Source organism: Streptomyces sp. CB03238 (genome assembly GCF_002099185.1).
In the GTDB taxonomy this organism is placed as follows: Bacteria; Actinomycetota; Actinomycetes; order Streptomycetales; family Streptomycetaceae; genus Streptomyces.
This window is the reverse complement of the sequence record NZ_NBCN01000008.1, coordinates 274,646-294,912: the sequence shown is the minus strand read 5'-3', so window position 1 is coordinate 294,912 and position 20,267 is coordinate 274,646. Positions and strand designations below refer to the sequence as shown.

General features: G+C 71.4%; 19 protein-coding genes. 7 read left to right on the top strand and 12 right to left on the bottom strand.

Features of this window, described 5'->3' with window-relative positions; all coding sequences use genetic code 11:
• Nucleotides 1-52: 52 nt before the first annotated feature.
• From BKD26_RS17405 to BKD26_RS17380, 5 genes are all read left to right on the top strand, one after another.
• A complete protein-coding gene (locus tag BKD26_RS17405) occupies nt 53-469 on the top strand; it encodes a hypothetical protein (RefSeq protein ID WP_084898875.1) in 417 nt (138 codons plus the stop codon).
• Nucleotides 470-2,465: 1,996 nt separating this feature from the next.
• The gene (locus BKD26_RS17400) at nt 2,466-3,479 is read left to right on the top strand and encodes a bifunctional lytic transglycosylase/C40 family peptidase (protein ID WP_084898935.1); all 1,014 of its coding nucleotides are present in this window, start codon (nt 2,466-2,468) and stop codon (nt 3,477-3,479) included.
• 155 nt (nt 3,480-3,634) lie between these two features.
• Entirely contained in the window at nt 3,635-4,366 is a 732-nt protein-coding gene (locus BKD26_RS17395) for a phosphatase PAP2 family protein (RefSeq protein WP_084898874.1), read from the top strand.
• Nucleotides 4,367-4,829: 463 nt separating this feature from the next.
• Complete coding sequence (locus tag BKD26_RS17385; RefSeq protein ID WP_084898871.1) at nt 4,830-5,642, top strand: hypothetical protein; 813 nt, start codon at nt 4,830-4,832, stop codon at nt 5,640-5,642.
• Between the two features lie 84 nt (nt 5,643-5,726).
• On the top strand, nt 5,727-5,912 hold the full coding sequence (locus BKD26_RS17380; protein WP_073757145.1) for a hypothetical protein: 186 nt from the start codon (nt 5,727-5,729) through the stop codon (nt 5,910-5,912).
• 34 nt (nt 5,913-5,946) lie between these two features.
• On the opposite strand, the gene BKD26_RS17375 is transcribed toward BKD26_RS17380, so the two are convergent.
• On the bottom strand, nt 5,947-6,321 hold the full coding sequence (locus BKD26_RS17375; protein WP_084898869.1) for a metal-sensitive transcriptional regulator: 375 nt from the start codon (nt 6,319-6,321) through the stop codon (nt 5,947-5,949).
• A 193-nt stretch (nt 6,322-6,514) separates the two neighbouring features.
• On the opposite strand from BKD26_RS17375, the gene BKD26_RS17370 reads away from it, so the two are divergent.
• Together BKD26_RS17370 and BKD26_RS17365 are read left to right on the top strand one after the other, a co-directional pair.
• Complete coding sequence (locus BKD26_RS17370) at nt 6,515-7,135, top strand: DUF47 family protein (protein WP_073757147.1); 621 nt, start codon at nt 6,515-6,517, stop codon at nt 7,133-7,135.
• A 5-nt stretch (nt 7,136-7,140) separates the two neighbouring features.
• Nucleotides 7,141-8,139, top strand: coding sequence for an inorganic phosphate transporter (locus tag BKD26_RS17365; RefSeq protein ID WP_073757148.1), 999 nt, complete (start codon nt 7,141-7,143; stop codon nt 8,137-8,139).
• A gap of 255 nt (nt 8,140-8,394) precedes the next feature.
• Here the strand turns inward: BKD26_RS17365 and pstB are convergent, their stop codons facing one another.
• The 11 genes from pstB to BKD26_RS17305 all read right to left on the bottom strand — a co-directional run bounded on the left by pstB (nt 8,395) and on the right by BKD26_RS17305 (nt 20,177).
• Nucleotides 8,395-9,171, bottom strand: coding sequence for a phosphate ABC transporter ATP-binding protein PstB (gene pstB, locus BKD26_RS17360; RefSeq protein ID WP_073757149.1), 777 nt, complete (start codon nt 9,169-9,171; stop codon nt 8,395-8,397).
• A 21-nt stretch (nt 9,172-9,192) separates the two neighbouring features.
• Nucleotides 9,193-10,263 (bottom strand): phosphate ABC transporter permease PstA, encoded by a 1,071-nt coding sequence (gene pstA / locus BKD26_RS17355; protein WP_107417892.1) that lies wholly within the window; start codon nt 10,261-10,263, stop codon nt 9,193-9,195.
• Between the two features lie 8 nt (nt 10,264-10,271).
• Nucleotides 10,272-11,261, bottom strand: coding sequence for a phosphate ABC transporter permease subunit PstC (pstC, locus tag BKD26_RS17350; RefSeq protein ID WP_084898866.1), 990 nt, complete (start codon nt 11,259-11,261; stop codon nt 10,272-10,274).
• 115 nt (nt 11,262-11,376) lie between these two features.
• The gene (gene pstS / locus BKD26_RS17345) at nt 11,377-12,507 is read right to left on the bottom strand and encodes a phosphate ABC transporter substrate-binding protein PstS (protein ID WP_084898865.1); all 1,131 of its coding nucleotides are present in this window, start codon (nt 12,505-12,507) and stop codon (nt 11,377-11,379) included.
• Between the two features lie 795 nt (nt 12,508-13,302).
• Complete coding sequence (locus BKD26_RS17335; protein WP_084898862.1) at nt 13,303-14,094, bottom strand: hypothetical protein; 792 nt, start codon at nt 14,092-14,094, stop codon at nt 13,303-13,305.
• Nucleotides 14,095-14,117: 23 nt separating this feature from the next.
• Nucleotides 14,118-14,525, bottom strand: a complete 408-nt coding sequence (locus tag BKD26_RS17330; protein ID WP_347104944.1) for an NUDIX hydrolase — start codon at nt 14,523-14,525, stop codon at nt 14,118-14,120.
• Nucleotides 14,522-15,466, bottom strand: coding sequence for a CHAD domain-containing protein (locus BKD26_RS17325; RefSeq protein WP_084898859.1), 945 nt, complete (start codon nt 15,464-15,466; stop codon nt 14,522-14,524). Before BKD26_RS17325 ends, BKD26_RS17330 begins: the two co-directional genes overlap by 4 nt.
• The gene (locus tag BKD26_RS17320) at nt 15,453-17,678 is read right to left on the bottom strand and encodes an RNA degradosome polyphosphate kinase (RefSeq protein ID WP_084898933.1); all 2,226 of its coding nucleotides are present in this window, start codon (nt 17,676-17,678) and stop codon (nt 15,453-15,455) included. The genes BKD26_RS17325 and BKD26_RS17320 overlap by 14 nt, the downstream gene beginning before the upstream one ends.
• A 236-nt stretch (nt 17,679-17,914) precedes the next feature.
• Nucleotides 17,915-18,895: an ABC transporter permease subunit gene (locus BKD26_RS17315; RefSeq protein ID WP_241518699.1), complete on the bottom strand. Its 981-nt coding sequence runs from the start codon at nt 18,893-18,895 to the stop codon at nt 17,915-17,917.
• The gene (locus BKD26_RS17310) at nt 18,892-19,794 is read right to left on the bottom strand and encodes an ABC transporter ATP-binding protein (RefSeq protein ID WP_084898857.1); all 903 of its coding nucleotides are present in this window, start codon (nt 19,792-19,794) and stop codon (nt 18,892-18,894) included. The genes BKD26_RS17315 and BKD26_RS17310 overlap by 4 nt, the downstream gene beginning before the upstream one ends.
• Nucleotides 19,791-20,177 (bottom strand): GntR family transcriptional regulator, encoded by a 387-nt coding sequence (locus BKD26_RS17305; protein ID WP_084898855.1) that lies wholly within the window; start codon nt 20,175-20,177, stop codon nt 19,791-19,793. Before BKD26_RS17305 ends, BKD26_RS17310 begins: the two co-directional genes overlap by 4 nt.
• Between the last annotated feature and the right edge of the window lie 90 nt (nt 20,178-20,267).

The following is a 20,267-nucleotide window of genomic DNA, read 5'->3' as shown; positions in this document are numbered from 1 at the left end:
CTGAGTACCCGCACCGAGGCGGCGCGCCGCCCCGGTGCGGTGAACTGGGCCCATGAAGGCACTTGAGACGATCCACGCGTACTTCCAGCGCCCGGGGCTCGCCGGCATCGACGGCGACGGCGAGGGTGACGGCGGCCGGGACCGTACGGCCTGGCGGCCGGCCGCGACGGCCGCCGTGGTGGCGCTGGTCACGTACCCCTTGTGCCTGCTCATCGTGGGCCTCGCCACGATGAGCACCGACAGCTGCGGCCCCCGCGACTGCGGGCCCGGCACCAGGGGACCCCTCGCCGTGATGTACGTCGCCTACCAGGCGCTCCCGTACGTGACTCTCGCGGCCCTCGCCGTCGCGACCGCGCTCCCCTGGCACCAGCGCTGGCGCCCCGCCCGTCGATGGGCTGCCCGTGCCGCACTGCTGCCCCAAGCCACGATCCTCACCGCGCTGGTCGTGCTTCTGGCCTTCGGCGGGTGAACGCCCTGGTCATGGTGGGAGTGTGGGCCGCCCTCTCTCCGAGTGTGGCGGGCTCCGGCGCCCCCTCAAGGGCGCTCCCTTCGGTCGCGTCGCTTCGCGATGTCGCTGCGCTCCACCCTTGACCGGCCGCCTCCGCCCGCCTTTTCCCACTCGGAGGGCGGCCCGGGGGGATGGGTCCAGGAGGGGCGCCCCTTGGCCGGTGCCGTTCGTGGCCGGGAGGCGGGCGGCGGAGGGGGCGCGGCAGTGGAATGGGGCGGTGCTGCTTGGCTTGGCGGCGGGCGGCCGTCTGTCGGCTGCGGTACAGGACCTCGCTCCTGCCGGTGGTGGGTGCGCGGCAGTGGTGTGGGGTTTCTGGGCTCGGTTCGGCGGCTGCGGGTGGGTGGGGGGGGTTGGGGTTCAGGCGGGTGGCTGGGGTGGGGTGGTGGCTGGGCCTGGGTGTTGCCCTGACGAAGGGGTGCCCGGTTGCCCGGCCTGTTGGCTCACGGGCCCGGTCCAATCCTCTGCTGCCCGTGGTTGCTCCCGGGCACCTCACCGGCCGCGCCTGCCACACAGACAGACCTCACCCGTCGCCTTGGTCACGCCAGCACCGGGTTCGGGGGTGTTGTGTGCGGTGTGGGACACCTTCTCGCCGTGGTGTGCGGGCTGTGGGTGTCCGATCCCGCCCACAACTCTGGCAGGGCGATACGGCTGGGACTGGAGGGGCCGGAGGGGCCCGCCCTGTGGGTCCGATGACGTGTCCGGGGCCTCGGGGCTGCCACAGCGCAGCAGTGGGGCCCGGAAGGCCGCGCCCCAGGCAGGTGCCGGGTGCCGGGCTGACCTGGTCCTGTGACGGGGCACGACGGTCGGCGTCTGGCGTCACGCGGGCGCGGCGTGCCGGGCTTGAGAGTCCCCCTGGCCCCGCCTGCCTCACCAGGACGCCTCGCCAGCCCCTACCGTCACACCGGCACCTGGCCGGGGAGTTGTGTGCGGTGTAGGACACCTTGCCGCCGTGGATGTCCGGCTCTGGGTGTCCTATTGCGCCCACAACTCCGGTGGTCCGATACGGGTGTGACCTGAGGGACCGGAGAGGCCGCCCCTTCCCGGACTTCCCCGGGCAGGGGAGCGGCGGGGGTGCCCCGGCGGCCGGTGTCGGTGGCCGGACCGACCTGGCCGCGCGCCCGACTGTCCGGGAGGCCGCGCCCCGGCCCTGCCGTCCCGGCGGCCGGGTGCCTGCCGTGCCCTGACCGGGTGGGGCTCCGCCCCGGCCCAACCCCGCACTCACCCCAGCCACCTGCCTGAACCCCGACCCCTCACCCGCCCGCAGTCGCCGGACCGAGCCCGGAAGCCCCATCGCACTCCCGCGCACCCACCACCCACCGAAGCGAGGTCTTGTACCGCAACCCAGAGACAGCCGACAGCCGCCAAGCCCACCAGCCACCGCCCCATTCCACTGCCGCGCCTGCCCCGGCTGGGCCGCCTCGGCCACGAGCGCCGGCAAAGCAGTGCGCCCTCCGGATGCCTGCTCCCCGGGGCCGCCCTCCGAGAGAAAACGCGCGGGTGGAGGCGGCCTGTCAAGGGTGGCCGTAGGCCATCGGCGAAGCCGACGCGAAGCGCCCTTGACAGGGTGCCGGAGCCCGCGACTCTCGGGAGGGAGGGCGGCCCGGAACGGTGACCAATACCGGTCGGCCCCGCCCCGGGGCGTGGGGGGGCGAGGACCCGCTGGGCCGGTGGGGCTGGGGCGGTCGGTTCCGGGGCGCGGGCGGACCCCCGGAGCCGGGGTAGGTGCCGGGGCGTGGGGCGCGCCCTTCGCCGTGGCTCGTTGCGCGTGACGGCGTGACGGCGTGACGGCGTGACGGCGTGACGGCGTGACGGCGTGAAGGGCGCCCGTGGGGACGTACGCCCCCGTTCCGGCCGTACGCCGACACCTCGGCCGCCCTGGGCGTCCACCCCCTGAACGGCCGGCCCGCCGCCTACACTGGCGCTCGGTGGACTGCCATGTCGTGAGGGGTGGTTGACGGTGCGTAAGGCGTGGCTGGTCGCCGGGGTGTCCGTAGGGGCGTGCCTGAGCTTCGTCGCGCTGCTCGTCGTCGGGACGTACTCCGCCGCCGCCGGTCTGCTCGGCGGGGCCGGGGGTGCCCTCCATGGGGCTGTCGGGCTGGCGAAGGGGGCCGTGCCGGCGGCGTACCAGCCGCTCGTGCAGCGGTGGGGGAACCTGTGCCCCGCCATCAACCCCGCTCTGCTCGCCGCGCAGTTGTACCAGGAGAGTGGCTGGAACCCGAAGGCCGTGAGCCATGCCGACGCGCGCGGTATCGCGCAGTTCATCCCCGGGACGTGGGCCACGCACGGGATCGACGGGGACAAGGACGGCGACCGGGACGTGTGGGACCCGGCGGACGCCATTCCGTCGGCCGCCTCGTACGACTGCGAGCTCGCCGGGTATGTGAAGGACGTGCCGGGCGACCGGACGAACAACATGCTCGCCGCCTACAACGCCGGTGCGTACCGGGTGATAAAGGCCGGTGGCGTGCCCGGGATCAGCGAGACGCAGAACTACGTCCGGATCATCCGCACCCTGGAGAAGAGCTTCGCGCGGCCCGTCGGCCGGGTCGAGCCGTCGCGGCAGGCGGCCGGGGCGATCTACTTCGCGCAGAAGAAGCTCGGCACGCCCTACCTGTGGGGCGGCAACGGGACGCCGGAGCAGCAGGGGCGCTTCGACTGCTCGGGGCTGACGCAGGCCGCGTACCGGACGGTGGGCATCGAGCTGCCGCGCGTCGCCAACGATCAGTACAACGCGGGTCCGCATCCGTCGCGGGACGAGCTGCTGCCGGGAGATCTCGTCTTCTTCTCGGACGACTTGACCAATTCGCGCGCCATCCGGCACGTGGGGCTGTACGTCGGCGGCGGGTACATGATCAACGCCCCGTACACCGGGGCCGTCATCCGGTTCGACAAGATCGATACGCCGGACTACTTCGGCGCCACCCGCGTCACCGAGGATGGCGCGAAAGCGCTCCCCACGGCGCGGCCCTGAGCTGCGCGTACGTATCACTCTTCGATAACGTCATGGTGATCGTTCCGTGGAGAGTGGAACGTACCCCTCCCGTGGGTCGTTCCCTGCACTGACGATGACGACACTGACCAGACGACGACACTGACCGGGTGACACAAGGCAAGGGGCCGCAGGAGATGGCTGGACTCGCATCGGACGGTTCGAACCCCGATGTCGGCCTGCTCTACGACATCAACGGCCTGGCGAAGGACGCCCCTTCGTGGTTCGACCGCGTCATGGGGTTCACCGGCGAGTACGGGATCATGCTGGCGATGGTGCTGGCCGTGCTCTGGTGCTGGTGGAGCGTGCGCCGGCGCGGCAGCATGGAGGACTCCGTCGCCGCCGTCGCCGGTCTGATCTGGGCTCCGCTCGCCGCCGGTGTGGCCCTCCTCGTCAACATCCCGATCCGTGGGTTCGTGGAGCGGCCCCGGCCCTTCCTGGACCACCAAGGGCTTGAGGTGCTCGTCGACGGGAAGACGGACTTCTCGTTCGTGAGCGACCACGCCACCATGGCGATGGCCATCGGCGTGGGCGTCTTCGTCGCCAACCGCCGCTTCGGCCTCGCCGCGATCGGTCTCGCCCTCGTCGAGGGCTTCTGCCGCGTCTACATGGGCGTGCACTACCCGACGGACGTCGTCGGCGGGTTTGCGCTCGGTACGGCGGTGGCGCTGCTCCTCGCCCCGGTCGCCCTCGCGCTGCTGACGCCGCTGGTGTCGGCGGTGGCGCGTTCCGGGCGGGCCGGGTGGCTCGTACGGTCGCGCAAGGCGCCCGCGCGGGAGCGGCACGAGACGCTGGACATCGCCGAGCCGCGCCTCGGCTCGGGCTCCGCGACGGGCGCGGGCTCGGGCGAGAACGACCTGGCGGCCTAGGGTGCCCGGCGGATCTTGCTGGGCTCGCGACGCCCTGCGAATCCGTCTCCGGCGTTGTCGTCGGTCGCCGACGCTCCGTGTCGACTCCCTCCTCCGCTCCGCCTTGGATCCGAAGCCGCATGACGCCGCTCGCTGATCCAGCCTGATCCGCCGGGCATCCCCTAGCCCGCCGGGAGCCCTCGGCCGCGGTTGGGAGGCGGTGCCGCCATGTGTGCCGCCGCGTCCGTCCGCGCCCGGTCCCGTGACCGTCTCGCAGGTCCTGCCCAGCCGCAGGTGCAGCGGGCCACGGAGAACGAACCCCGCTCGGTGGTCGTGGCGTTGTGGACGTCCGGGACGGCGGGTGTCTGGTCATGCGCGTGCACAGCTCCACGGTACCGGCGTGACGGTGCGCCCGTGCGGTCGTTATCAGGGGCGGGTGGGGGTCTCGGGCAGCCAGCGGCACAGTGTTGGGGGTTGGCAGGCGATGGTGGTGCAGCAGAGGCGCAGGAGCGGCGCGTTCGCCGTCGCGGCCGCCGTGGTGGGCGCGATGGTCACCGGATGTTCGGCGGCGGCCGATGCCTCGCCCGGCGTGGACCCGGGCGATGCGGTACGCGGGGCTCCTGACGCGCTGACGCGGGCGGGGACGTCCAAGGCGCGTACGTCCATGGAGATGGCGACCGGCGGGACGCGGGTGACGATCCGGGGCGAGGGCGCGTACGACTTCGTCAAGCGGCACGGGCAGCTCAAGGTCGTCCTGCCCGAGGACCCCTCCGGCACCGACGGGCACCGCCCGATCACCGAGCTCCTTGCCCCCGGCGCGCTCTACATGAAGAACCGGGGCGCCGGCGTGCCCGCCGACAAGTGGGTCCGCGTCGACACCACCACCCTGGAGGACGGCAACCTCGTCACCGGCGGCGCGACCGATCCGGCGGCCGCCGCCGAGCTGCTGCGCGGCGCCGAGGACGTGACGTACGTCGGCGAGGAGGAGCTCGCGGGGGTGCCGGTCACCCACTACCGCGGGGTCAGCGACCTGGGACGGGCGGCGCGGGCGGCGTCGCCGCAGGTGCGCGGGGCGCTCGCGGCGGCGGCGAAAGGGTTCGCCAGGGACGCGGTGCCGTTCGACGCGTATCTGGACCGCGAGGGGCGGCTGCGCAAGGTGCGCCACCAGTTCAGCTTCGCCAACCAGGGGCGTACGGTCGCGGTCGCGTCGACGACGCTGCTGTACGAGTTCGGTGTCCCCGTCGTCGTGCAACTGCCGCCCGGCAAGGACATCTATGCGGGGAAGGTCAAGGCCTGACCATCGCAGAATGGTCCGGACGTGCCATGCGCGGTGCGTGTCGCGCTCCCTACGCTAGGAAGCCGGCACCGGCAGGAAGAGGTGATGCGCGTGGCCCCGCCCACTCCGACGACAGTCCAGGACCACGTGGCCCTCGCCGAGATCGAGCTGTGCGGTGAGTTGATGATCGCGGCGTCCGCCACGGACGGCGAGCGGCTCAGCGCGGACCTCATCGACGAGGTGCTGAACGTGATACCCGAGGGGCGCGGCGGGTCTGCCGCGCCCCGGTGACGCTTGACGCTTGACGCCTACGACTCCGGCGCGGTCACGTCCGCATCATGCGGGCGATCGCCTTCGTCGCCTCCTCGACCTTCGCGTCGATCTCGTCCCCGCCCTTGACGGCGGCGTCGGCGACGCAGTGGCGCAGGTGTTCCTCCAGGAGCTGGAGGGCGAAGGACTGGAGGGCCTTCGTGGACGCGGAGACCTGAGTGAGTATGTCGATGCAGTAGACGTCCTCGTCGACCATCCGCTGCAGGCCCCGGATCTGGCCCTCGATGCGGCGCAGGCGCTTGAGGTGTTCGGTCTTCTGCTGGTGGTACCCGTGCACGCCGTGGTCGTGGTCGGTGACCTCGAGGGCCTCGGTGGCCTCCGTGCCTTCTGGTTCCGTGACCGGAAGGCCGGCCGCCTCGGTGGTCGTCATCGCGTCCTCCCGTTGTCCATGGGGTTTTAGATACCCCTCGTGGGTATATGGTACCGATCCTTGGCCGAAGGTGGCGGGGGCCGGTTCTGTTCACTGTGCCTGATGGGCGACACTGAAGAACGCCGGTTAGCCGTGGCCGGATGATGCGCCTAGCATCAGCCTGACCGAAACCCATGCACCTAGAGGACCCCACGTGCGCTTTCGTCTGACCCCCAGGGAGACGAGCTTCTACGACATGTTCTCCGCATCCGCGGACAACATCGTCACGGGCTCCAAACTCCTGATGGAACTGCTCGGAGCGGATTCCTCCGCCCGGGCCGAGATCGCGGAGCGGATGCGGGCAGCGGAGCACGCGGGCGACGACGCGACCCACGCGATCTTCCACCAGCTGAACTCCTCCTTCATCACGCCGTTCGACCGCGAGGACATCTACAACCTCGCGTCGTCGCTCGACGACATCATGGACTTCATGGAGGAGGCCGTCGACCTGGTCGTCCTCTACAACGTGGAGGAGCTGCCGAAGGGTGTCGAGCAGCAGATCGAGGTGCTGGCGCGGGCGGCGGAGCTGACCGCCGAGGCGATGCCGCACCTGCGGACGATGGACAACCTCACCGAGTACTGGATCGAGGTCAACCGGCTGGAGAACCAGGCGGACCAGATCCACCGCAAGCTGCTTGCCCACCTCTTCAACGGCAAGTACGACGCCATCGAGGTGCTCAAGCTGAAGCAGATCGTGGACGTACTGGAAGAGGCCGCCGACGCCTTCGAGCACGTGGCCAACACGGTGGAGACCATCGCGGTCAAGGAGTCCTGAGCTTCGTGGACACCTTCGCACTGGTCGTGACCATCGGTGTCGCGCTCGGTTTCACGTATACGAACGGCTTCCACGACTCGGCGAACGCCATCGCCACGTCCGTCTCCACCCGGGCGCTGACCCCGCGTGCGGCGCTCGCGATGGCCGCGGTGATGAACCTCGCCGGCGCCTTCCTGGGCAGCGGCGTGGCCAAGACCGTCAGCGAGGGCCTGATCCAGACGCCCGAGGGCCAGCGGGGCATGGGCATCCTCTTCGCGGCGCTGGTCGGCGCGATCGTCTGGAACCTGATCACCTGGTACTTCGGCCTGCCCTCGTCGTCCTCGCACGCGCTGTTCGGCGGGATGGTCGGCGCGGCGCTGGCGGGCGGGACGACCGTCTACTGGGGCGGTGTCGTCGACAAGATCGTCATCCCGATGTTCGTGTCGCCGGTGGTCGGCCTGGTGGTCGGCTACCTGGTGATGTGCGGGATCATGTGGATCTTCCGCAAGTCGAACCCGCACAAGGCGAAGCGGGGCTTCCGTATCGCCCAGACCGTGTCGGCGGCGGGCATGGCGCTCGGCCACGGCCTCCAGGACGCCCAGAAGACGATGGGCATCGTGGTGATGGCGCTGGTCATCGCCGATGTCGAGCAGGCCGGTGACCCGATCCCGGTGTGGGTGAAGGTCGCGTGCGCGGTGATGCTGTCGCTGGGTACGTACGCGGGCGGCTGGCGCATCATGCGTACGCTGGGCCGCAAGATCATCGAGCTGGACCCGCCGCAGGGGTTCGCCGCGGAGACGACGGGTGCGTCGATCATGTTCGGCTCGGCGTTCCTCTTCCACGCGCCGATCTCGACGACGCACGTCATCACGTCGGCGATCATGGGCGTGGGCGCGACGAAGCGGGTGAACGCGGTGCGGTGGGGCGTCGCGAAGAACATCATCCTGGGGTGGTTCATCACCATGCCGGCGGCGGCGCTGGTCGCGGCGTCGAGCTTCTTCGTGGTGCGGTTGTTCTTCGGCTGACGGGGCCAATGTCCGGGGGCTCCGCCCCCGGACCCCCGCACAAAAGACGGATGGGCCCGCCCTCTGGGAGAGAGGGCGGGCCCTTGCCTTGCGGTGGCACCGCCATGCAGCACCGCAAGGAGTTCCGAGGGGGCGGGCCGGTCACCAGCGGCCTGGAGTGGCCACGGAGCGCGGTGGCGTGGTTGCCCCCGAGCGCACCACCCACTCACAGCAACCACCAACGCCCCCGGCCCGGGTTGACCCCGAGCGGGGCAACTATCCGAAGCGGCCGGAGATGTAGTCCTCCGTCGCCTGGACCGACGGGTTGGAGAAGATGCGCTCCGTGTCGTCGATTTCGATCAGCTTGCCGGGCTGGCCGACCGCGGCCAGGTTGAAGAAGGCGGTGCGGTCGGAGACGCGGGCGGCCTGCTGCATGTTGTGGGTCACGATGACGATCGTGAACCGTTCCTTCAGCTCGCTGATCAGGTCCTCGATGGCGAGCGTGGAGATCGGGTCGAGTGCCGAGCACGGCTCGTCCATCAGCAGCACGTCCGGCTCGACCGCGATCGCGCGGGCGATGCACAGGCGCTGCTGCTGACCGCCGGAGAGGCCGGAGCCGGGCTTGTTGAGGCGGTCCTTGACCTCGTTCCAGAGGTTCGCGCCCCTGAGGGAGCGCTCGACGACCTCCGCGAGCTCGGCCTTCTTGTACGAGCCGTTGAGGCGCAGCCCCGCCGCCACGTTGTCGAAGATCGACATCGTCGGGAAGGGGTTCGGGCGCTGGAAGACCATGCCGACCGTGCGGCGCACGGCGACGGGGTCGACGTCCTTGCCGTACAGGTTCTCGTCGTCCAGCATCACCTTGCCCTCGACGCGGCCACCGGGGGTGACCTCGTGCATACGGTTCAGGGTGCGCAGGAAGGTGGACTTGCCGCAGCCGGACGGGCCGATGAAGGCCGTCACGGAGCGGGGCTCGACGGTCATGGAGATGTCGTCGATCGCCTTGTGGGAGCCGTAGTAGGCGGTGAGGCCGCTGACGTCGATTCGCTTGGCCATTTCAATCACTTCCAGGTGGCCTTAGCGGCCGGTCTTCGGGGCCTTCCAGCGGGCGATGCCGCGGGCGACCAGGTTGAGGATCATGACGAAGGCGATCAGGACGAGGGCGGCGGCCCAGGCGCGGTCGTACGACGCCTCACTGCCGACCCTGTACTGCTCCCAGATATAGAAGGGGAGCGAGGACTGGGCACCTTCGAAGGGGTTGGTGTTGATCAGCTGGCTGCCGAAGACCAGCAGCATGATCGGGGCGGTCTCACCGGCGATACGGGCGATCGCGAGCATCACACCCGTGGTGATACCCCCGAGCGCGGTGGGGATGACCACCTTCAGGATGACGCGCCACTTCGGTACGCCGAGGGCGAGCGCGGCCTCCCGCAGCTCGTTCGGGACGAGCTTGAGCATCTCCTCCGTGGAGCGGACCACGACCGGGATCATCAGGATCGCCAGTGCCAGCGCGCCCATCAGGCCGGACGGCGCCAGGCCCGCGATCAGCATGATCGAGAGGATGAACAGACCGGCGACGATCGAGGGGATGCCCGTCATGACGTCGACGAAGAACGTCACGGCCTTGGCGAGCGCGCCCTTGCCGTACTCGACGAGGTAGACGGCGGTCAGCAGGCCGATCGGCGCGGAGACGAGGGTGGCGAGGCCGACCTGCTCCAGGGTGCCGATCAGCGCGTGGTAGACACCGCCGCCGACGTCGAAGCCGGGGACGCCGGCCATCGAGTGGGTGAGGAAGTACCCGTCGAGGACCTTGATGCCCCGGCTGACCGTCACCCAGATCAGGGACAGCAGCGGTACGACGGCGAGGACGAAGCACACCCAGACGACGCTGGTGGCGAGCCGGTCCTTGGCCTGACGCTGGTTCTCGACGGCCGAGGTCGCGATGTACGAGATGACGACGAACAGGGCGGCCGCGATCAGGCCCCACTGGATGCGGCTGTCGAGGCCGGTGGCGGCGCCGACGCCGATACCGAGGGCGATGGACACGGCGGCGAAGCCGGCCGGTGCCCAGCGCGGCATGCGGCGCGCGCTGAGGCTGCCCGGGCGGGGGCCGGGGGCGGCCTGCGCGGGGGTGGCGTCCTGGATCATGTTGCTCATCAGGCGTTCGCCCCCGAGTACTCCTTGCGGCGCGCGATGATCAGGCGGGCCGCGCCGTTGACCAGCAGGGTGAGGACGAAGAGCACCAGGCCGGAGGCGATCAGGGCGTCGCGCCCGAGTTCGTTGGCCTCGTCGAACTTCGCGGCGATGTTCTGGGCGAACGTACCGCCGCCCGGGTTGAGCAGGTGCAGCGAGATCACGAAGCTCGGGGAGAGGACCGTCGCGACGGCCATCGTCTCGCCGAGCGCGCGGCCGAGGCCCAGCATCGAGGCGGAGATGACGCCGGAGCGGCCGAAGGGCAGCACGGAGAGGCGGATGACCTCCCAGCGGGTCGCGCCGAGGGCCAGGGCGGCCTCCTCGTTCATGCGCGGCACCTGGAGGAAGACCTCACGGCTGACGCTCGTCACGATCGGCAGGATCATGATCGCGAGCAGGATGCCGACGGTGAACAGCGAGCGGGCGACGCCGACCTCGGTCTTCTCGAAGATGTACGTCCAGCCCAGGAACTGGTCCAGCCAGAGGTTCAGGCCCTCCAGGTACGGGACCAGGAAGAGGGCGCCCCAGATGCCGTAGATGATCGACGGCACGGCGGCCAGCAGATCGACGACGTACGCGAGGGGCGCGGCCAGCTTGCGGGGCGCGTAGTGCGAGATGAACAGCGCGATGCCGACGGCGATCGGGACCGCGATCACCATCGCGACGATCGAGCTCACGATCGTGCCGAAGAGCAGGACGGCGATGCCGAAGACGGGCGGGTTGCCGGCCGGGTTCCAGTCGAAGGTGGTGAGGAAGCTGCCTTCGTTCTCGGAGAGGGCGAGCGAGGCCCGGTAGGTGAGGAACACGGCGATCGACGCCATGATCACCAGGAGCAGGATGCCCGAGCCGCGGGAGAGGCCGAGGAAGATCTTGTCGCCCGCGCGGCCGGTGGACGTGGAACCCGTCTTCCCGGCGACCGGCGGAGCCGGTGCGTTGTCAGTGGTTATAGCCATGGTCTTTCCGGTCTGTGTGGGGGAAGTCCGCGGTGGCGGCTCCCCTGGCGGCGGTGCACCGGATGGGGTGGAGGCCGGCCCGGTCGTCGTGCCCCGGGCCGGCCGTTGCTCGTGCTTAGGAGAGGCCGTTGACGGTCTCGCGGACCTTGGCGTTGATCTCGGCCGGGATCGGGGCGTAGCCGGCCTCGGACAGGACCTTCTGGCCCTCCTCGGAGGCGGTGTAGGTCAGGAAGGACTTGACCGTGCCGAGGGTGTCGGGCTTGTTGCCGGTGTCGCAGACGACCTCGTAGGTCACCAGGACGATCGGGTACGCGCCCTCCGCCTTGGTGGCGTAGTCCAGCTCCAGGGCCAGGTCCTTGCCGGTGCCCTTGACCTTGGCGGCGGCGATGGCCTTGGAGGCGTTCTCCGAGGTGGCCGCGACCGGGGCGGCGGCGCCGGTGTTGATCTGGACGGTCGGGATGTTCTGCGAGGTGGCGTAGCTCAGCTCGAAGTAGCCGATGGCGCCCTCGGCCTGCTTCACCTGGGCGGCGACGCCGGAGGAGCCGGACGCGGCCTGGCCACCGGGGGCCGGCCACTTCTTCTCGGCCTCGTACGGCCAGTCCGCCTTGGCGGACTTGCCGAGGTACTTGCCGAGGTTCTGGGTGGTGCCGGAGTCCTCGGAGCGGTGGAACGCCTGGATCGAGGTGCTCGGAAGCTTGGCGTTCGGGTTGAGCTTGGCGATGTCCGGGTGGTCCCACTTCTTGATCTTGTCGTTGAAGATCTTGGCGATGGTGGGAGCGTCGAGGACCAGGTCCTTCACGCCGGGCACGTTGTAGCCGATGGCGATCGGGCCGCCGACCATGGGCAGGTTGATGCCCTGGCCGCTCTTGCAGATCTTCTTCGACTCGGCGACCTCCTCCGGCTTGAGCGCGGAGTCCGAGCCGGCGAAGCCGACGGTGCCCTGGTTGAAGGCGATGATGCCCTCACCGGAGGAGGAGGACTTGTAGTTGATCTCCACGCCCGGGCAGGCGGCCATGTAGTTCTTGACCCACAGGTCCATGGCGTTCTTCTGCGCGGAGGAGCCGGAGGCCAGGAGCTGGCCCTTGGCGTCGGCGCACTTGATGTTCGACGCGGCCCCGGTCTTCTTGCCGCCGGTGGAGGCGCCGGTGTTGTCGTCCGAACCACACGCCGTGAGGACCAGGGCGCCGGAGACGGCGAGGGCGCCGAGCGCGGTGGCGCGAAGCCCGTTCTTGCGCTGAAGCTTCACTTTCGGGTGTTCCTTCCAGGAGCCGCCGGTCCGGTGTGTGCAGGGCGGCGGCGTGTGTCGGGGAGTGGGTGGTGGGCGGCGCGTGCTCTTGCGAGTGGTGCGTCGTTCACCGTGCACGGCCGAAATTAGGCAGAACAGGTGAAGTGGCCGACGGGGGAGAGTGAACGGCAGGTGAACCGTGACGGAAGCCGCGGTGAGGGGCGGTGCGGCTCATTGTGCCGGGGCGCCGCGAGCGGGGGCGGTGCGGTTCATTGTGCGGGCGGGGGGCGGTGCCCTTTGCGCGGGGGCGCGGCCGTGTGCACGCGGGGCGGTGGCCCCTGCGGTGCGCGGCGGCCCGCCGCCGTGGGCGGCGTCGTGCGGGGTGGTGCGGGGTGGTGCGGCCCCGGGGGCGGGGGTCGTGCGCCGGTGCGCGCGGGACGCCGGGCGGCATCCGGACCACCCGAGCGGGGGGCGGGTACGGAGACGGAGGTACCCCGGAGGTGTGACACCGCCGGGCCTCCCGTTGTGGGCAGTCGTCCCGCTGGGGCGGGACGGGTGGGCACAACGGGACGGGGCGCTGCCCTTGTGGCGGCTCCACCCGCCGGTGGTGCGGTGCGGCTCGGCGCCTGCCGGCGGGTGGGGGGCGGGGCCCCTCCGGGCTCGTCTCTCCCTCAGAGGGGGTACCCCCCACGAGGCCGGCGGCCTTGGGTACGGGAAAAGGGGAGCCCACCAGGCGCCTCCCCCAAGCTCTGCGGGGACGACCCTGCACGGCCCCACCCCGGCCGGACGCCGGGTGCGGGGCTCCGTGGGTGGGGGTCAGCCCTTCTGCTTCAGGGCGGCCAGCGCCTCGGTGGTGTCCCTGATGAGCCAGTCCTTGAGGTCCTTCTCGTCCGGCCGCTCGACCTTGCTGTCGGGGCCGCCGCCGTACCAGGTCCACTCCATCTCGAAGGTGAACCAGCCGGATCGCACGGCGAGCAGCATGCTGCCGACCGTGTCCTTTCCCTCTCCGCGGTATTCGGTCACCAGGAACGCCTCGTCGCCGAGGTTGTCGATGGGGGCCGGCTGGTAGCGGTACCGGGACTTGTCGGTCGTCTTGTCGCGGTACGCCCAGTACGACGACGCGAACTCGGCCGACGGGTCGCCCGCCCTGTGCCACTCGGCCGACGTCCGGACGAACACGGTCTCGCCGTCCTTCTCGGTGGCCTGCAGGTCCTTCAGGTCCCGGTGGCAGTAGCTCTGGTCGAGACCCTCCTGCTGGGAGGTGTAGCGCGAGTCGGCCCCCGCGAGGCTGTAGCGCCCCCGGAAGGCGTTGAGCGGGGCGGCCCCGCACAGGTTCGCCTCGTACTCGTACCCGCCGAAGCCGGGCTTCGCGGGAGCGGCGGCGCCCTCCCTGTCGAAGACGCCCGTCACGAAGAGCGTCGTCGCCCACACTGCGGAGGCGACCACCGCGCCGGTGACGGCGAGCAGCCAGCCCGGTATCCGCTTCCCTCCGGTCCCTCCGGGCGCCGGGAACGGCTGCTGGAGGTACGGGTTGGGTGCCGGAGTGCCGTACTGCTGCGGATAGGCGGGCTGTTGGTACGGATTGGGCTGCTGAGCGGGCGTCGACATGAGCAGCAATGTATCCGGGTGGCTCAGCCCGGTACGCCGAGAGCGGCCAGGAGCGCCGGGACCAGGGGGTGGTCCTGGTGGTGGGACAGCCGGGTCAGGGCCGCCTGGGGTGGGAGCCACAGGAGGCGGTCCACTTCCCGGGTCGGGACGAACGTGCCGCCCGTCGCCTCCGCCTCCCAGTAGGTGACCTGCTTCGTACGGCCGTCGGCCATGACGTAGCGGACCGTCGGGAGGCGGGCGCCCGGGCGGCAGTGGTGGCCGGTTTCCTCCAGGACCTCGCGGACGGCCGTGGCCGGCAGGTCCTCGCCGCGCTTGGGCTTGCCCTTGGGGAAGGACCAGTCGTCGTACTTGGGGCGGTGGACCAGGCACAGCTCCAGGCCGCCGGGCACCCGCCGCCACAGGACGCAGCCGGCGGCCGGGACCACGGTCACCGCGCCGTCACCGCCGTACGCTGCCAGGCGCGCTGGAAGGCGTGCCGGGCCGCCTCCACCTCGTGCCGCTGGTCCGCGTGCAGCACCCCGAGCGCGTAGGCCGTCGCGGGGGCGATGCGCGGCGTACGCGCGGCGGTCGCGGCGGCGGCGGCCGCCTCCGCGGCGTCCCGGTGGCGGTCCAGCGCCCGGCCCGCCTCGTACAGCACGGGCTGCGCGCCCCGCACCTCGCCCGCGTACCGGTGCAGCCGCAGCAGGAGCCGCACCTGGTGCCAGGGCCCGTCCAGCTGCTCACCCCCCACCGCCGGGGCCATCGGCAGGGCGGCCACCGCGTCCAGGAGCCGGCGCTCGACGACCTCCGCGGGCGGGCCGAGCACCTCGGCGGCGGGCGCGGTGGCGGCGGGGCCCAGCGGCACCTCCGAGGCGAGCAGCGCGACCGCGTCGGCGACCGCGTGGAACCGGGAGGAGCCCAGCGACTGGAGGGCGGCGGAGTGGGCGCGCGTCCGGGCCAGGGTGAGCTGCCGCTCCAGCAGCGCCCCCGCCCGCGCCGCACCCACGGCCATGGCCTCCGCACCGGAGCCGGAGCCGCCGGACCGGGGCGACGGGACCGCGGAAGCGCCACCGCCCGACAGCCGGGCCAGCGCGTCGACGAGCCGGACGAGCCGCGACGTACAGGCGTGCTCGGCGGCCAGCGTGCCGGACAGCCACGCCAGTTCCGTACGCAACTGGTCCGCCCACGCGGCGTCCAGCAGCGGCCGGAAGGTGTGCAGCGTCCCGCTGATGCGGCGGGCGGCGGCGCGCAGCGCCCGGGCGGCCTCCTCGGCGCCCGCCGTGTCCGCGCCGCATTCGGTGTGGGACCGCAGGCTGCGCAGGAAGTCCGCCGCCCGGGCGTGGAGGTAGGGCGACAGGATCTCGCCCGCGGGGGTCCGGTCAGGGTTGTGCACGTCGGCGCCTCCGCGCGTCGATCAGCATCTCCTGGACGTGCCGCAGCGGCTGGCCGTCGTGGTCCGTCGCGTGCCGCGTCCAGTCCCCGTCCGGTCCGAGGTGCCAGGACGAGGTGGTGTCGGCCATGCCGGTGTCCAGCAGCCGGTTGAGGGCGGCGCGGTGGGCCGGGTCGGAGACCCGTACCAGGGCTTCTATGCGGCGGTCGAGGTTACGGTGCATCATGTCGGCGCTGCCGAACCAGACTTCGGGCTCGCCGCCGTTCCCGAACGCGAAGATCCGGGAGTGTTCCAGGAACCGTCCGAGAATCGAGCGGACCCGGATGTTCTCCGACAGGCCGGCGACTCCCGGCCGTACGGCGCAGATGCCGCGTACCCAGATGTCCACCGGTACGCCGGCCTGCGAGGCGCGGTAGCAGGCGTCGATGACGGCTTCGTCGACCATCGAGTTGACCTTGATGCGGACGTAGGCGGGCCGCCCGGCACGGTGGTGGACGATCTCCTTGTTGATCCGCGAGATCAGGCCGTCCCGCAGCGACTTGGGCGCGACGAGGAGGCGGCGGTAGGTCTCCCGGCGCGAGTAGCCGGACAGCCGGTTGAACAGGTCGGACAGGTCCGCGCCGACCTGCGGGTCGGCGGTCAGCAGGCCGAGGTCCTCGTACAGCCGGGCCGTCTTGGGGTGGTAGTTGCCGGTGCCGACGTGGCTGTAACGGCGCAGCGTGTCGCCCTCCTGGCGGACGACGAGCGACAGCTTGCAGTGGGTCTTCAGGCCGACCAGCCCGTACACGACGTGGCAGCCCGCCTCCTCCAGCTTGCGCGCCCACTTGATGTTGGCCTGCTCGTCGAAGCGGGCCTTGATCTCGACGAGGACGAGGACCTGCTTGCCGGACTCGGCCGCGTCGATGAGGGCGTCGACTATGGGGGAGTCGCCGGAGGTGCGGTAGAGGGTCTGCTTGATGGCGAGGACGTCGGGGTCACCGGCGGCCTGCTCCAGGAAGGCCTGGACGGAGGTGGAGAAGGAGTCGTACGGGTGGTGCAGCAGCACGTCCCGTTCGCGCAGCGCGGCGAAGATGTCGGGCGCGGACGCCGACTCGACCTCGGCCAGGTCGCGGTGCGTCCCGGCGACGAACTTGGGGTACTTCAGCTCGGGCCGGTCGAGGGCGGAGATGCCGAACAGGCCGGTCAGGTCCAGCGGGCCGGGCAGCGGGTAGACCTCGGCGTCGGAGACCTTCAGCTCGCGGACGAGGAGGTCGAGGACGTACGGGTCTATCGACTCCTCGACCTCCAGGCGCACCGGCGGCCCGAAGCGGCGGCGCATGAGCTCCTTCTCCAGCGCCTGGAGCAGGTTCTCGGCGTCGTCCTCCTCGACCTCCAGGTCCTCGTTGCGCGTGACGCGGAACATGTGGTGCGCCAGCACCTCCATGCCCGGGAACAGCTCCTCCAGGTGCGCGGCGATGACGTCCTCCAGCGGGACGTAGCGCTGCGGGGATGCTTCGAGGAACCGGGAGAGGAGCGGCGGGACCTTCACGCGTGCGAAGTGGCGGTGGCCGCTGACGGGGTTGCGGACGACGACGGCCAGGTTGAGGGAGAGGCCGGAGATGTACGGGAAGGGGTGGGCGGGGTCGACGGCGAGCGGGGTGAGGACGGGGAAGATCTGCTGGCGGAAGAGGGTGAAGAGGCGGGCCTGCTCCTTCTCGGTCAGTTCGGGCCAGCGGATCAGGTGGACGCCCTCGTCGGCCAGGGCGGGGCAGATGTCCTGCTGGAAGCAGGCCGCGTGCCGGGCCATGAGCTCCCGCGACCGGGTCCAGATCAGGTCGAGGACCTCGCGGGGCTGGAGTCCGGACGCGGACCGGGTGGCGACGCCGGTGGCGATCCGGCGCTTGAGGCCGGCGACCCGGACCATGAAGAACTCGTCCAGGTTCGAGGCGAAGATCGCGAGAAAGTTCGCTCGTTCGAGGAGGGGGGTGGCCGGGTCCTCGGCGAGCTCCAGCACCCGTTCGTTGAACGCCAGCCAGCTGCGTTCCCGGTCCAGGAACCGGCCGGTGGGCAGCTCGGCGCCCGCGCCGTCCTCCTCGTACGAGTCGAGATCGGCGTCGAGATCCGGCGCCAGGTCCGACACCGGGACGTGTGCCACGGTGTGCGGCCGGTGCGCGGCGATGGAGCCGACGGACGGCTGGGGGTGCGGGACCTGGACCTCGGCGGGCTGCTGGCTCATGGCACCATTCTTCCGCGCGATGGGCTGGTCAAGCGCGTCGGAGCGGGCCGCGGACACGGCGGGCTTCATTGAGTGAGCGTCGCAAGCGTGTCTGAATGGTTGGTAACGACGACATGACGTGCCGGGGGCGGACGGCCAGACCCCCGTCCAGGCCGTCCGCCCCCGGTACGTGCGGGTGCGTGCGCGGGCCGGTGCGCCGGGGGCGGGTTCCGGGACCGGCGCGCGGGGCGGGAGCCTTACGCGTGGTGGCGGCGCAGGACGCGGAACGCGGCGTACGTCGCGGCGGCGGTGAATGCGAGGACGATGCCCGCCTCCACGAGCTGGATGGGCCAGAAATGCGAGGCCGGGTGGTAGTCGAGGAAGTACGTCACGTCTTTGCGCTCGGCCGCGCACGGAGCGGGTGGCTGGGACGACGGGCCGACGAAACAGAAGTCTGGGCCGATGCGCTCGCCGGAGGGTGTGAGCATGCCTTCCTCGACGCGCCATGTCCGGGAGATCTTGACGGCGGGTGGCTCACCCAGGCCGGTCGTGGTCCTGATCGGCCACAGGTGCACGCGCATCTGGGACAGGAGGAGCAGAACTCCGCCGGTGAGCAGGACGGTCGCGCTCATCGCGAGCACGGTACGGCGTACGAGCAGTCCGACGAGCGTGCCCAGCGCGAGCCCCATCACCGCACAGACCGTGGGTATGACGCCGATCGAGGCGTACATCGTGGGCTCGTACCAGTACGTGGGGAAGTCGTGGGCGGGCCCGGTCGACCATGACCAGGAGAAGAGCAGCGTCAACAGTGCCGTGCCCGCGATGACGACGCCCATGGGCACGGTGAGCTTGGCCGCGAGCCAGCGGGCGGGGCTGGGGGACTGGGTCCACGCCAGCTTGTACGTTCCGGTCTCCAGCTCCCGGGCGATCATGGGCCCGGCCACGAACGCCCCCACGACGGCGGGCAGCGCCATCATGCCGAGCGCGGCGTACTCGATGAGGTGCCGGGCACTCCAGACGGAGTCCGTGTAGTCACGGGCCGGCTGGAAACAGCGCCGCTCCGTGCTGCTGACGGTGCAGTCCACGGCTCGCAGCGCCTCCGCCGCGCTGTCCGCCCAGACGCGGGAGGCGACCATCATCGCGCCGGCGGCCACGACCAGGCCCAGTACCGTCCACAGCGCCCGCCGGTGCTGGCGTACGACGAGCCAGCGGGGACCCGTCAGAAGCTGCGCGCTCACGCCGCCACCGCCCCGTCCGTGTCGACGGCCGCGCTCGGGGTGAGGAGCGGTGGGGCGTCCGGGGAGCGGAGATGGGCGAGCAACAGGTCCTCCAGGGACGGTTCCGTGGTGTGCCAGGGCGTGGGGGCGACGGGGCCGTCGTGGCGGACGAGTGCGGTGAGCTGGCGGCCCGTGACGCGCGATTCGACCACCGTGTGCGGGGCGAGGTCGCCGACCGGGCCGGTGAGCAGGGTGTGGGCGGCGAGGATGTCGTCGATGCCGCCGCCGAGGCGGACCCGGCCGCCGTCGACCAGGAACAGGTAGTCGCAGGCGCCCTCCAGCTCGCCGAGGATGTGCGACGACATCACGACGCTCGTGCCGCGTTCGGCCGCGTCCGCCATGAGCGTGCCCATCAGCTGGTGGCGGGCGAGCGGGTCGAGGTCGGCCATCGGCTCGTCGAGCAGGAGCAGTTCGGCGCGCTTGCCGAGGGCGAGGGCGAGCGCGACGCGGGTGCGCTGGCCGCCCGAGAGGGTGCGGACGCGGGCCGCCGGGTCGAGCTTCCCGGCCGCGACGATGCGGTCCGCCGCGTCGGCGTCCCAGCGGCCCGGGTTGAGTTCGGCGCCCATGCGGAGCGTGTCGGCGACCGTGAGCTGTGGGTACAGCGGCTTGTCCTGGGCGACGTACGCCACCCGGTGGCGGGCCGACGCGGGGTCGGTGCCGAGCACGCGTATGGTGCCCTCGCTGGGCCGCAGCAGCCCGGCCGCCAGCGCCAGGAGCGTCGACTTCCCGGCGCCGTTCGGGCCGGCCAGCGCGCAGATGCGGCCGGCGGGCAGCCGGAACGAGCAGTCCCGCAGCGCGGGTGCGTGCCGCCGTCCGTACCGTTTGCCGAGGCCGCGAGCCTCAAGTGCCGTGCTTGTCACGAGTCGTCCCCCTTGTAGACCTCGTCGCGTACGGAAGTGAAGAGCGCCGTCACGTCGTCCCGCTCCAGCCCGGCCGCGCGGGCGCGGGCGGCCCAGTCGGCGAGTTCGCCGCGCAGGGGGGAGTCGGCCGGGGCGCTGCCCAGGCTCTTCCGTACGAAGGTGCCGAGGCCGCGGCGGGCCTCGACGAGGCCCTCCCGTTCCAGTTCCCGGTAGGCCTTGAGCACCGTGTTCGGGTTGATGGCGGTGGCTTCGACGACCTCGCGTGCCGTGGGCAGCCTGTCTCCGGGTTCCAGCAGGCCCAGGCGGAGGGCCTGTTTGGTCTGCTGGACGATCTGGAGGTAGGTGGCGACGCCGCTGCGCCGGTCGATGCGGTACTCGACCACGTCCCTGGATCACCCTTTCACTAATCAAGTAGTGAAAGGGTGGTGCAAGAGAGGGCGAGGTGTCAACACCTCGCCCTCCCCGAGCTCCCC